Source organism: Pseudomonas siliginis, assembly GCF_019145195.1.
Lineage (GTDB): Bacteria > Pseudomonadota > Gammaproteobacteria > Pseudomonadales > Pseudomonadaceae > Aquipseudomonas > Aquipseudomonas siliginis.
On sequence record NZ_JAHSTW010000011.1, the window covers coordinates 202118 to 215045 of the forward strand.

At 61.5% G+C, this 12928-nt stretch carries 15 protein-coding genes; all 15 read right to left on the bottom strand.

The annotated features are described in order from the left end of the window. Positions 1-102: 102 nt before the first annotated feature. Positions 103-618, bottom strand: a complete 516-nt coding sequence (locus tag KVG87_RS22040; RefSeq protein ID WP_217852579.1) for a phage tail protein — start codon at positions 616-618, stop codon at positions 103-105. Continuing rightward, positions 615-1772 (bottom strand): phage tail protein, encoded by a 1158-nt coding sequence (locus KVG87_RS22045; RefSeq protein WP_217852581.1) that lies wholly within the window; start codon positions 1770-1772, stop codon positions 615-617. Before KVG87_RS22045 ends, KVG87_RS22040 begins: the two co-directional genes overlap by 4 nt. A 14-nt stretch (positions 1773-1786) precedes the next feature. Then, the gene (locus KVG87_RS22050) at positions 1787-2386 is read right to left on the bottom strand and encodes a YmfQ family protein (protein ID WP_041478090.1); all 600 of its coding nucleotides are present in this window, start codon (positions 2384-2386) and stop codon (positions 1787-1789) included. Next, entirely contained in the window at positions 2374-3420 is a 1047-nt protein-coding gene (locus tag KVG87_RS22055) for a baseplate J/gp47 family protein (RefSeq protein ID WP_217852583.1), read from the bottom strand. The genes KVG87_RS22050 and KVG87_RS22055 overlap by 13 nt, the downstream gene beginning before the upstream one ends. Continuing rightward, positions 3410-3808, bottom strand: a complete 399-nt coding sequence (locus KVG87_RS22060; protein ID WP_041478092.1) for a phage GP46 family protein — start codon at positions 3806-3808, stop codon at positions 3410-3412. The genes KVG87_RS22055 and KVG87_RS22060 overlap by 11 nt, the downstream gene beginning before the upstream one ends. Then, positions 3808-4317: a phage baseplate assembly protein V gene (locus KVG87_RS22065; RefSeq protein WP_039762553.1), complete on the bottom strand. Its 510-nt coding sequence runs from the start codon at positions 4315-4317 to the stop codon at positions 3808-3810. Before KVG87_RS22065 ends, KVG87_RS22060 begins: the two co-directional genes overlap by 1 nt. Before the next feature lie 150 nt (positions 4318-4467). Continuing rightward, positions 4468-5517 carry a phage baseplate assembly protein gene (locus tag KVG87_RS22070; RefSeq protein ID WP_217852585.1) on the bottom strand — a complete coding sequence of 350 codons (1050 nt, stop codon included), beginning with the start codon at positions 5515-5517 and terminating at the stop codon, positions 4468-4470. A 3-nt stretch (positions 5518-5520) separates the two neighbouring features. After that, the gene (locus KVG87_RS22075) at positions 5521-6759 is read right to left on the bottom strand and encodes a DNA circularization protein (protein ID WP_217852588.1); all 1239 of its coding nucleotides are present in this window, start codon (positions 6757-6759) and stop codon (positions 5521-5523) included. Then, complete coding sequence (locus KVG87_RS22080) at positions 6756-8645, bottom strand: phage tail tape measure protein (protein ID WP_217852590.1); 1890 nt, start codon at positions 8643-8645, stop codon at positions 6756-6758. Before KVG87_RS22080 ends, KVG87_RS22075 begins: the two co-directional genes overlap by 4 nt. Before the next feature lie 130 nt (positions 8646-8775). Then, positions 8776-9072, bottom strand: coding sequence for a phage tail assembly protein (locus KVG87_RS22085; RefSeq protein ID WP_007908778.1), 297 nt, complete (start codon positions 9070-9072; stop codon positions 8776-8778). Then, the gene (locus KVG87_RS22090; protein WP_007908779.1) at positions 9069-9416 is read right to left on the bottom strand and encodes a phage tail tube protein; all 348 of its coding nucleotides are present in this window, start codon (positions 9414-9416) and stop codon (positions 9069-9071) included. Before KVG87_RS22090 ends, KVG87_RS22085 begins: the two co-directional genes overlap by 4 nt. 67 nt (positions 9417-9483) lie before the next feature. Beyond that, entirely contained in the window at positions 9484-10980 is a 1497-nt protein-coding gene (locus tag KVG87_RS22095; RefSeq protein WP_217852592.1) for a phage tail sheath subtilisin-like domain-containing protein, read from the bottom strand. Further along, on the bottom strand, positions 10980-11162 hold the full coding sequence (locus tag KVG87_RS22100) for a DUF2635 domain-containing protein (protein WP_016771429.1): 183 nt from the start codon (positions 11160-11162) through the stop codon (positions 10980-10982). Before KVG87_RS22100 ends, KVG87_RS22095 begins: the two co-directional genes overlap by 1 nt. Beyond that, positions 11159-11743 (bottom strand): phage tail terminator protein, encoded by a 585-nt coding sequence (locus tag KVG87_RS22105; protein WP_217852595.1) that lies wholly within the window; start codon positions 11741-11743, stop codon positions 11159-11161. Before KVG87_RS22105 ends, KVG87_RS22100 begins: the two co-directional genes overlap by 4 nt. Positions 11744-11900: 157 nt before the next feature. After that, positions 11901-12923, bottom strand: a complete 1023-nt coding sequence (locus tag KVG87_RS22110; protein ID WP_217852597.1) for a phage late control D family protein — start codon at positions 12921-12923, stop codon at positions 11901-11903. Between the last annotated feature and the right edge of the window lie 5 nt (positions 12924-12928).

The window sequence follows — 12928 nt, forward strand, 5'->3', positions numbered from 1 at the left end:
TTCGATCCTTGCGGTCGCGCGGGGCGCCACAGGCCAAATGATGTACAAACTAAACAAGCTCATATCGCGTGGCGTCGGTGACGTAGAAGTGGACCTTGTTGCCTAGCTGGATATACCGTTGATCAGGGCACGAATCCCGATCAACGCATCGTCTGCCGCGCCGCGCGCCAAATCGACCTTGCCCTTGCCCGCCTGTGCGCGAATCTGCGCCTTGGCCTTCAGGCGCAAAGTGCGCAGCGTGAGCAAATGCTGAGTCAACTGCTCCGCCTTACTCAGAATCTGCTCCGCCGCCTGTTTGGCCGTGCGGCCTTTCGCGACCCACGCGGCGACTGAAAGCGGCACTTCCTTTTTCGGGTATCCGGCATCGCTGAAAGCCTGAGCGTCCGCGGCTGCCTGTGCGTACTCCATGGCCTTGAGTGGATCACCAGCCATTGCGTTGCGAGCGTTGTCGGCGGCGGCGTCGACTTTGGCGCAAAGGCGTTCGGCTTCCTGCAGATCAAGTGCAATCTGCCTATCTGCATTGAAAATCCAGTTCTGCCCGTCCCACTCGTGCGCAGCCGACGGTTGCGGCAAGCGCAACTCACCGTCGCACTGATGAAGTTCCTGAATGACGATCATCGAATAAGCTCCCACGAGAATTGCACGTTCACCGCGTCGGAAAAGTTGATGGCAATGCCCACGCTGTAATCGGTGATTGGATGGGTTTTGATGCCCATGCTCAGCAATAGCTCATCGCTGTCGGCATTCGATTGGCCCAAGTTGTGTTCGGCCTGATAGCACTGCCACAGTGAGCGCAAATTGGCATGATCGAAACTCGCCGCCAACGTCGAAACCGTGACGTCATTGACGATGTTGTTGGTGAACAATACACACGGTGAAACCGTTGCCGGGTTCCACCCCCCCGGGTTGTTCGAACTGCCTGTCAGGATCGGCGACAGGAAGCAATAGTTGCCCCCTGCCCACCCGGTGGACGGAAAGGCGACTGAGGTGACCGCCGTCGAGGATGGCGTTGGGTTACCGGCGACGAGTCGTGCCGCACGCGCGTGGGGATCGAGCGGTAAAAATATTGCGCCTGTGCCGTTTACCGTTTGCGTCCAGGTCAAACGTGCGCGGTTGTATAGGGTCCGCACAACCGGCACCGAACCGGGTGCTCCGGTTATCACCCACGCCAGACACATGTCCAGAGACGTGGACTGAAAACCGCCGCCGGCAGCGCCGTTGACGGTCCCTTTGAGTGAGTCAGGCACGACGTCATGAATGCCACCGCGTTGGGTGTAGAACGTGAGTACCCCGGCGATAACTTGCGCTCGCAGAAAGTAATGGCTGCTGGGCAGCAAGTCGGCGCTGCTCCACGCCGTCGTCACGAAGGTGCGCGCACGCCCGAGTTGGCCGGCCACTACTTCCTGGCCAAGGCTAATAAAGGTTCCCGCTGCGATCGAAACCCGGCCACCACTGGTTGAGGCCGCAGCCGGACTGACCGGCAGACGTGCATCGGCGGTGGCAACTGTAGGCAAAGGCAAAGCAGCCAGCGGCAGCGCCAAATCCTGGTTCCAGCCCTTGGCCGTCACCGATTGAATCGCCTGCAACAACTGATCGTATTTCTTCTCGTCAGGCGTCAGGTCCGCCGCCTTGATCACGTTGAGAATTTCCTGCGTAACTCCGTTACCCCAGTCCGCCGGGATCAACGATCCCGGCGTCCCCGTCATGGGGTTCTCATCCACAAATTTGCCATTCACCAGCCCGGCGCTGGGCACGCTATTCGGATAGTCCATCTGCTCATCCCTCCCTAGTCATAATTGATGTGCACCTTGGTATGCGCCGGCGCGCTGCGGTGGATCAGGCATTCCAGCGCCGAGCCCGGGTTGACGCCGAAGCGCTCGCCCCAGTAGCTCGCGCCGTAACGGCGGCCGAGCAGCAGGCGGCCGCCGGTGTTGAGCGTCCACATGAACTGCGCTTCCCAAGTGCCCCAATGCGCCGAGCCGAAGCGGGCGCGGCCCATGCGTGGGGCTTCGTGTTCGGTGATGCTGGCGTTGGGGTAACCCTGGCTTTTGGCGATGTCGAGGTAGTAGCCGACAGCCTGGCTGCCGACCGCGAGCAAGCGGCGGCGTACGGCGAGGCGGCGGTCGTCGAACAGTGGCGTGGCGCCCAGGCACGGGTCGGGCAGGTTCATCACCCGCTCCCAGTCCGGCACCAGTTCGCTGACGCCGGCCGGGTCCATCTCGTTGAGCAGGTCGGCGGCGCGGGCGTCGAGGCGGGCCAGTTCGACGGCGACGCCTTGCAACACTTCCTCAAGCTCGGGCACCCGCTCCGGATCCCATGCCGGGCCACTGGGCAGCAAGGCGCGCAGTTGCGCCTGATATTGCGCGGCAGTTCTTATGCCCCCCATACGCAACCTCCGAAGGTCAGCAGTTCACTTTGCCCGGCCGGCACGTCAGCGGCCGGAGCAGTGAGCGTGTGATCGTATTCGCCGCCGGCGCTGCTGATCGCTTCGCGGATATGGCTGATCAGCAGCGGCACACCGAGATCGGCCTCGCGGTTGTGCAGATCGCGCAACTGCGCTTCAACGGCGGCGCGCACGGCGGTGGTGTCCGGATTGACACTCTTGAAGCGATACACCACCGGCACTTGCACCGGCCGCTGCACGTGCACTTCCGCGGTCACCGGACGCAGCGGTTCGATGTACTCCTGAACTTCCGCCAACTGCTCATCGTTCGGCACCGGTTGCGGGTCTTCATCACGCATGATGAACACCGTCACCGTGCCCGGCCCGAGCAGGCCGCCCCGGCACCACGCCCGAGTCACACCCGGCACTTCCAGCGCCCAGGTTTCGTAGTCGCTGGCCGCGCCACCGTGGGGAATCACGCGGTAGGAACGAATCACCCGCGAGCGCAGCGATTCGAGGCTTTCCCGCGCCACACCGCCGCTGAGGCCCGGCGCCAGCACCACGAAACTGTTGCCGACGATGCCGGCAATCGGTTGCACCGGGGTCAGCGTCAGACCCGCATCAGCGTTGCCCAGACTGCCGGCCTCCAGCGCCGCAATCGTGGTGCTGTTGCTGCCATTGACCGTGGTGCGCGCCGTGGTGACTTTGTAGGTGCGGCCATCGTTCGCTTGCAGCAGAGTGTCGACGTCAAGCACGGCGCCGGGAGTGGCGGTAAAACTGACGCTGCCGGCAGCCACTTGCGCGGCTTTGCGCGGCTGATTCAGGCGCAGCGCGGCGATGCGTTCCAGGGTTGACTCGTCAGCCTTGTCCGGCAGGATCTGCTCGGAGATCCAGTCGAGATAACCGTACAGACCATAAGCGGCGCCGCCGAGGGTGCGGGCGAGCACTTGCGCATCGGACTGGCGCAGCGAATCGCCGGCCAGGTCGCTTTGGGTGCGCTTGATCAGCACCGGCAGCGAAGGGGTTTCAAACGGCATAGATCACCTGCCAACTGTTATCGGGGTTGATGTCCAGACGTTCGCCGTCAGCCAGCGTGAGGATCGTGCGCAGGTTGAGGCGCTGGGCGTCGAGGCGTTCGCTGATGATGTCGATGGCGCTGCAGTGGCCGTCGTCGAGCAGCCATTGCAGGGCTTCGCGGGCATAGAACTCGGCGTCCATTTGCGTCTGCCGGGTCAGCTTGACCCGGCGCAGCAGCCACAGCCGCGAGCCGATGCGATCGTCGGCAACCGTGGGAAAACTGTCGCCCCACCAACCGAAGCGTTCTTCGTCATCGAGGGCGTCGTCATCAGCGGCGCGACGCCAGGTGAACAGGCTGATGAGCACGGCGCGGGTCAGCGCGGCGTGGAGGTTCTGGCTGATGAACATCACTGGCCTCCTGCCGGCGCGCCGGTCTGACCGTTACCGGCCTGCACGCCAACATGCACGTGTTTGATCTGGCTGATGCCGCCAGCCAGTTGATCACCGGTGGAAACGATCTTGCCGGTCTGGTTGATCACCGGCGTGTCGAAGTTCACCGCGCTGCTGGCGCGGATGTTCAGCGTGGCGGTTTCGATGTCGATGATCCGCCCGCGCTTGAAGTGAATCCTGTCGCCCTCGTCGGTGTAGATCGCCACTTCACCGGCAGCGAGTGCTTGCAGGCGATAGCGACGGTCGGCGATGACCAGGGCGATGGCGTGGGAACGGTCGCCGCCGATGAAGGTGACGACCCCTTCGGCGCCAGCCAGCGGATGGCTGGTGAAACCGTAGGGTTCGAAGTGTTCGAGGTCGTCGTTGACTTCACCGGCGGTGAGGCGCATTTGCAGCGATTGCAGTTTCGAAGCCGAATTGGCGAGCACGACAGTGCCGCGCGCCAGCAGGCGTGTCAGTAGGCTCATGGGTTTCCTTAGACTTTGTCGACACAAACCCTGTGGGAGCGGGCTTGCCCGCGATGGCGGTGTGTCAGGGAAAAATGTATTTGTTGTCACGACCGCTATCGCGGGCAAGCCCGCTCCCACAGGGGCCATTGTCGCCAGCAGGATCCTGCGTCAGGCCTGGGTTTGCTTCGGGGGCGCCGGATCAGGATCAAAGGTATGCGGCGGCGCCACTTGCAAGGTGGTCACCGAACCCTGCGCTGACAACGAATAAGTGACCTTGGAAATCAGCATGTCACCATCGAAATCCAGCACCGGATCCTTGACCTTCACCAGCGTGTTATGGCGCCACAAATCGCCATTGCTCTGCCGCCATCCCTGCACCTGATAGGTGGTGGTCTGCGCGCGGCCCATGCGGGTCGCGCTTTCCCATAGAGCACGCTGCTGCGCCAACTCAAAGGTCAGTTGCGTGCCTTCGTTGATCACCGTGGTGCGCCGCCGCTTGAAACTCAGATCAGCCGCCGTCGACTCGACTTCGCTGACCGCCGCGCCGCTTTTTGCATCCGAGCCTTTTTGCTGGCCGATCACCCGGTACTCGGAAAAGACCTGGCTGAAATCCATTGGAGCACTGGCCGACAGGATGTTCTTGCCCAGCTCCAGCGCATCGCTGGCGCGGCCGCCGCTGCCGGGTTTGGCCAACACCAACTGGCCCAGCTCGTTGTCGGTGGAAAACACCCGCAGCAGCGAGAGCAATCGGTCGATCGACTGGAATGCCGTTTCACCCGGCACGATGGTGTGTTTGGTCAGGCGTGTGGTTTCGCTGATTTCGTTGACCACTGACAGCCCATATTCGCTCGCCAGATCGCGGACGATAGTCAGCAAGGGTTGTTGCTGCCATTGGCTGGGCAGGTTGCGAGCGGCGCAATCGACCAGATCCTGGGTCTTGGAACTGCCTTCGATGGTCAGGCTGATCTGCCGCCCGTCATAGCGGATCGGTGCTTTGAACACATAACCGGTGAGCACCAAGTCCTTGCCGATTTTTACCTCGCAGGGGTCGCCGGGTTTGATCCTTTTGTCCACGGCCTGCCCTGGCCATTGCCAGGTGATATCGAGTTTGAAGGTGCGGAACTGACGCTCCAGATCAGCGGTGATTTCGACGCTTTTCCAGCCGCCGTATTCCATGCCGTTAACCGTCAGCGTGACGTGGTTATCCAACTCGTCCATGGTTCACTCCCTGGAGACTTTCACATCGCTTTGCGGGAGGTACAACGGATTGGTCACGCCGTTGCGCTGCACGACTTCGGTGACTCGCGTGGCGTCGCCAAACTGTTTGTACGCTATGACCAGTGCCGGAAGGCTTTCCTGAAAGGATTTGCTGACCAGTCGCACGCCCGAGGATGCCACGGCCTTGAGGTGCGCAACCAAGGCATCCTGCACGTCACTAATGGCTTGATAGTGATCAGGATCGGCCTTGTTTTTCGCCCCTTGCAGCGCCTCCACCAAATCCTTTTGCAGCGCCTGCAAATCATCCGTGGCCGGGACTTCCGGGCGGGTGACTTGCTGATGGGCCTGCTGAGCAACGGTGGGCGTCGACGGCAGTTGCAGCGCTCGGGTGGCCACTGGCATCGATGCGACCCACTGCGCCACTTTGACGATCAGCGTGTCCTGCACCAGATCGGCCATCGCTTGCGCTGCGGCATTGGTGTCCTTGCCAGTGGTGATCTTCGGCGCATCGGCTTTGCGAATCGCTTCGAGTTGCTGCGACACGTCGGCAATCACGCCCCGGTAGCCTTCCTTGGCGAACGCTTTCAGCTCCTTGATATCGCCGAGCAAACCCTTGAATTCTGCTGCCACTTCCTTGGGCAGTTCCTTCACGGCTTTGACCAGTTCAGTGATCTGCCGGTACTGCTCGATCAAAGGTTTCAATTGCTCCTTGATCACGTCATAGACGCCGGTAAGGCTGTTGCGCAGGTTGGTGATGCCGATCCGCGCAGCCTTGATCAAAGTCATCGCCTGTTCGAAACGCGCCACCGCTGAACCCAGCAGACCGTCGGCCTTGGCCAGGAGCACTTTCTGCGTGCTGACCGTAGCGGTCGGAAACGGCAGGGGTTGGTCGGGATAGAACTTCAATGCGAACGTCACCAACCCACCGTCCTGGCGGGTGTGGGTCATGTCGCATTCGCCGACCTTGACCTGCAGGCGTCCGAGCCACGGATGCACCAGTTCGCCACGGCCCTGCTCCAGCGCCTTGAGCAACTTGTCGCGCTGCTCCAGGCAATCAGGGCCGACGATGAACGCGGTCAGATCGTGAGTCTTGGCCTGCTGGCCGAGGTCCTCGAAAAACGGCAGGTCGCGTTGCGGGTATTCATGCAACTGCCCTTTGCGACCGACCGGGGTTTTCGCCTGGTCGATCCAGAAACCGACACCGCGAAAGGATGCCGGCAATAAACGGTCACGCCAGTTCATTGGGAACCTCCCATCGACAGTGAGCGATAGCCGATGCGTGAAGACACGGCCAGGCCAGGTTGATTGGTTTGCGGTTGTTCGGTGCGCAGGCCTGCCGGCGCATTTTCGAAGCGCACGGTCAGCCCGCCTTGGAGCTGCGTGCGGTTGTTGGCGGCGCTCTGCTGGATCAGCGCGCTGGAGGTTTGTGGCAACGAACCGCTTTGCAGTGCGCCGTTGCCAGCAGGCGCCGGACTGGCAGCGAAGAACGCCGGTGCCAGTTCGCCTTTACCTTCGGCATTGGTCTGGCGTTGTGCTTCAGTGAGAGTTTCAACTTTGCCGGTGACCTTGGCGATCAGTCCGGCGAAGCCACCGTCGAACAACTCCTTGATCGGCGCAATGACGGTTTGCAGCTTTTGCCACAACTCGCCGAACCACTCAGTGATCGGCCCCCAACTCTCGATGATCTGATCCAGCGGTTTCCATTCGAACAGACTGTGCAGAAAGTCCACGACCGGCGCGGACAGCGCCAACACAACGCCCCAGAGCGCCGAAAAGACCTCACCGATCGGCTGCCAATACTGGGCAATCTGCTCCAGCGGTGACCACTCGAACAGGCTGGTGAAAAAGCCCCTGACTCGCTGCACAGACGTTTGCAGCGCCATCCAGATCGGTTCGAAGAACCCGACAACTCCACCCCAGGCGCTGGTGAGCATTTCCATCGGGAAAAAATCGAAAAGTGCCCGCAAAGTATCCCGGGTGTTTTGCACAGCCGATTGCAGCGTCGTCAATATCGGCTGGAAATACGCAACAATGCCTCCCCAGGCGCTGGTGATCATCTGCATTGGCGAGAAGTCGAACAGCGACACGAGGAATTCTTTGGCCGGTAGCGCGACTTCTCGAAGGCCGCTGAACATCGGTTCGAAGAACGCGACAACACCACCCCACGCATCAGTAAGCACCTGCATCGGCGAGAAATCGATCAGGTTTCTGAGAAACGCCATCACCGGCACACTCAAGGCCTTGAGCAATTCCCAGATCGCCGAGAACAGGCCGGTCAGCGGCCCCCAGTTTTCAATGATCATCCCCGCAGGCGACCACGAGAAAACCGACTTGAAGAAGTCGATCACTGGCGCCGTCACGGCCATCACCTTGTCCCAGATAGCCGAGAAAAATCCCGTGACCGGTTCCCACAACGCCGCCAGTGCCGCCAGCGGTCGCCAGTCAAGTACCGAGCGCAACGTCGCCATCGCACTCGCCCCGGCGTTTTTCACGCCCTCCCACATCCCGGTGAAGAACGCGCTGATCGGCGTCCAGTTGGCCACGATCAAACCGGCCGCCAAGGCAATGCCCATGGCGATCAGCATGATCGGGTTGGTCTTGAGCACCATGCTCATGACGTCCATCACCTGGGTCATACCGGTGACCGCGGTTTGCATGGCGGAGAAGGCAATCGCCCCCGCCGCCAGGCCTTCGACCAGTTTCGGGTTGTCGGCGAGCAGGCTGCCAACCTGCGTCAGCATCGGTTCCAGCCCGACCACCAAGGCCCCCACCGCCGGCACCAGCGCGGCGTCCACCGCCGCCGAAACCTTCTGCATCGACGCACTGAACACGTTCATGTTCTGCGTCGCTGCTGTCGGCGCGGCGGGCAGATCGACGGTTTTCGCCGTGTCGCTGACTTCGCTCAATTTGCCCTGGAACGCTGCGGCCGATTTGATGCCGTCTACAAACGGCGTGATCACGCTGCCGCCGTTGAACAGACCACTGATGTCCAGTTTGCCGAGGCCGGTCTGCTCGAGATTGTTTTTAAAACTCTCAACCTTCATGCGCAGGGCGCCCAGTTTGGGCGAGAGTTCATCGATGCCGGTGATCAGCACCGGTTTCGGGGTTGTCTTCTCTTCGTCTGCCATCACTGCACCTGCTGCATCGCATTGATCCGTTGCGCGTGCTCCAGCGATTCGCGGAGCACATCCAGTGGCCTGGCCATCATCTGTTCGGGGTCAACCTTCCAGAACCAGGCCAGGTCATAGGCGACGGCGATCAGGTCGGTGATGGCGCCGACGCCGCACTCATGAAAAAACTCGCAACAGCCCAGCTCAGCGCATTGAGGTCAGCCAGATCCAACTGGTTGACCGACGACGGCGGGATGCCGGCGCACACGGCGATGTATTTGGCCGCCACGTCCATGTCGAGGCTGACTTCTTCGCTCTTGTCGATCTTGTACGGCAGCGCCTTGATCGCTCGCACTTCCTGCACCGTCGGACGGCGCAGAACGAGTTCGGTCAGTGGCTCGCCGTGTGCTTCGATTGCTACTTGAAGCTTCACGGCGCCGCTCATTGCCAGGTCCCCTTGATGCCTTCGAATTTCAGTTCGATGGTGGCGTCGTCGCCCTTGGAAACTGGCTCCTCGACCAGATAGGCGCCGGCCAGCACGTAGACTTTGCCGTTGCTGAACTCGCAGGTGACCGTGATATCGGTGCCTTCGATCAGCTTCTTCAGCGGGAAGTCGGCGGTGTGCAGCGCGGTCACTTTGAACGACGGTGCGATGTCGGTTTCCTTGTAGAAACCGGGCACGACGGTTTCACGTTTGACGGCCATCAGCGGGGCTTCGCAGCCGCCATTGATGGTCAGTTGTGCGCCGTCGACCTTGACGTAGCAGGTGCCTGCAATCAGTTGACCCATGGTGTTTCTCCCTTCAAATAAAAAGCCCACGCGAGGTGGGCTGAATGCTTAGCGCCGACTGCGCGGATCAGGCCGCGTCGTCGTACTGCAGACGGAACTGGTTGAGCAGTGCGAACACGCGCAGGCCGTTGATGTAATCCGGCGGGAACAGCACGTTCACACGGCTCGGGTCCTGCACGTCGCGCTCGACAATCAGGTGCTCGGCGAACAGCTCGGCGTTCTCCACGTGGCCTTCGAGTTCGAGTTTGGCGTACTGCGCGATCAGCTCGCCGCGAATGGTCGCCGGGGTGACGATAGGCTGGCCTGCACCGAAACGGGTACCGTCGGAGGCCAGTTTGTGGCGGCCGTATTTGCTGGTGATCACGCTTTGCAGACGACGCACGATGAACGCCGACTGGTGCATGGTTTCGCTGTCCAGATAGGAGTTGTCGGCCTGGCCGTAGGCGTTCTTCTGGTAGGTGGTGATCGAACGCTGGATGCGCACGTAACCGCCTTCGTAGTACGCAGTAGCGATGCCGTAGTTGAGCAGCGACTGACGCTCGGTCAGGGTGAAACGCTCGCTCGCCGGCGCCGGGTCGACGCCCGGCAGGCTGCCGCTTTGGGTCGGACGGCTGGCATCGGCGGAGATGAACACCGCCGTGCGTGCAGCCAGCGCGGCGGCCTGTACCCAAAACGGTTGCGGTACGCCCGGTTCCAGCGCCTGGATGGTCATGTGCTGATCGTTGCGCGCCTGGCCTGCGGCAACCAGCGTACCGACGGTGCCGCGCTTGGCGCTGTAGACGTGACCAAACAATTGCTTGGCCCACGACCAGCGCCCGGTGCTGTCGTCCATGACCGCTTGCCAGGTGTTGAGAGTGGCCAGATCGGACCACGGCAAGGCGATGAATTCGAAAGGCTCATCGCCCAATGCTGCGACGGCAGCGATCTGATCCGGTACACCGGCGCCGCCGGTCATGGCGGTGATTGCGCTGGTCAGACCGGCCGGAGTTTCTTCGCCGTTGCTCTTGCCCAGGCGATTGAATTGCAGGCTGATGTCGTTACCGCTGTCGCCGGTCCATTTGGCGTTCAGGGTGACCACACCTTCAGCAGCCGCAGCGCTGACTGGCAGGTCGGCAGTGGCGTTGATTTTCTGCGCCAGTGCGGTGGCCGCTTGCGCGGCGGTGGCGCCATTGACCACGGTGGCCTGCACACGCACGCCGCCGACGTATAGATTGAGCGTGCCCGCCTGAGTTGCGGTGCCGGTCAGGGTCAACACACCTTTGGCGATAGCGCCTTCGGTGTTGTGCAGCGGCAGGCACCAGATCTCGCCGATCGGGTCGGCCTTGCGGAAGGTTTCGTACATCGAGGCGAGCATCGAGCCCTGTCCGCCGATGCTTTTCGCCAGCGCCACGCTGGAAACCAGCACCAGCTTGCCGACTTCAGTCGGGGCAATATTGTCGTTGACCTGCGCGACGATCAAACGGCGCATGGCCGAGGTCGCGCTGTTGGCGGCCGAGTTGTCCATTTCGGCATAGAACAGCGGCACACGAATGTCCGCCGGGATGTTGCTGAATCCGATCGCCATTATTTGGCTCCCTGTGGTTTAGCCGCTTTTGCGGTTTTGAGTGTGATATCGCCGTCAGCCAGACGCCGGCGCCACCAGGCGCTGTCCAGCACGTCACGGCCTGCAGCCGGCAACAGGTCGCCCGCCTCCGGGTCAGGTACGACACGGCCAGCGGCCGGCACTACGGTGATGCGGTTGCTCATGGGGTTACGTCTCCAGAGAAAGTCATTTCCACCCGGCCATCCGGACCCGGGCGTTGCAGGTTGGGGTCGGCCGGATCGATCGCATCGACCCGCACCGTCATCCCGGTAAAGGACGACAAAGCGTCCAGTTCGCGCTCGTGCCAACTCTCCGCAGGCTGACTTGGCAGATTGCGGCCGAGCTGGAACTCGGCATAAAAACGCAGCCGATAGAACAGGCGGCTGCTGTTGATCGAGACCAGCTCGCCGCCGTCGTAGACGATGGCGCTGTAGTCGGCATCGGGCTTGAATCCCACCAGCGCGCGCCACAGTTCGGCGCGCAGGTCGTGCAACCCATCCAGCGCTTTTGTCGCGTCGGTAGCGTCAAGTACGAGGACGATTTCAAAGCGGTCGCGGATTGGTTGGGTGGTGAGGTTTTGGGCGGTGCTGTTGCTGGCCAGATCGGCGATTGCCAGCACGTGGGCCGAAGGTGTTGGCAGATCCGGATTGCCTTGCAGCAACGCCAGATCGAGGCCCACCGAAATATGATTGGCAAGCCCAGGGCATTGCCCACGCAGTTGCGTGAGGATCGGGGTGATCTTCATGGGGGTGTTCCGAAGTAAGAGAAATTACAGTGAACGCCGCAGTCCCTGTGGGAGCGAGCCTGCTCGCGAATGCGGTCGATCAGTCACATCGATGCTGAAGCTGACGTCTCTTTCGCGAGCAGGCTCGCTCCCACAGGAATATGCACTCGGTTCAGGATTACCGTTCCGCCTTGGGATCCAGGCACGACGCATCAATCAGGCAGCGATAGCTGTTCTCGCGACTGCCGCTGGCGGTGACCTTGTCGATCGACCAGCGTCCGCGCATGAAGTCCGGCCAGCTCTCATCGAGCAATACCAGCCCTTCGGCCGCGAGCCGTGGATCCCCCGGGCAAGTGATTTTCACTTTGTATTTCTGCCGCAACATCTTGCGTACTTCGCCCTCGCCAACTGCGATGGCATCCGCTTCGCTGGGCTGCTTCTGGCGCAGCGTCTTGAACGGCGCTACGCCAGTCTCGATCCAACGCAACACCCCGGCCGCCGCATCCCAGAAACAGGTCTTGCAGCCCTTGGCCTGCTCGCGGGCCGATTCTTCCAGCGTGGCGCTGATGAATGCGTGATCGCCGGGGCGATTGTTGTGGGTAACCGACAGCGTCACGTCCGGCAGAATCTGCCCCGACAACGACTTGGTCTGCCCGGGCCGCGCAAGCACATAGACATCGCCGTAAGGCTTGGCGACGACGTTGTATTTTTTCGCCAGACGCGTGACAAACCCCATGTCGGTCTCGTTGGACTGGTCGATGTGCTCGATGCGTATCAACGAAATCTCAGGCGCGACCCGTGGCGAAAATCCGTGCAGCTCCACCAGCTTGCGAAATAATCCACCCAGCGTCGTTGGCCCATGACTGGCGGTGCGGCGCTGCTTGAAGCCGGTTTCATCATCCTTGCTGAATGGCGCCGCAGTGGCCACCACGGTGAGGCGAAACGGAAACAATGTCGGCGTCAGACGCGTCACTTTGAACAGGCCTTTATCGACCATTGCGGTTTCTCGATAACCGACTTGCAGGCCAATCTTGCCGCCCAGATTCGGCAACCCCTCAAGCCCCTCCAGATCGATAGTCAACGTCAGTTGATCGGACTCGAAACCGGCGGCGTCGATGTGCTCCCAACTGATCAGGCGCTGATTGAGCAGGGCCGCGTTGGCCCCGTAGATATTCACTGCCGGCGTAAATCCCAGTGCCATTCAAC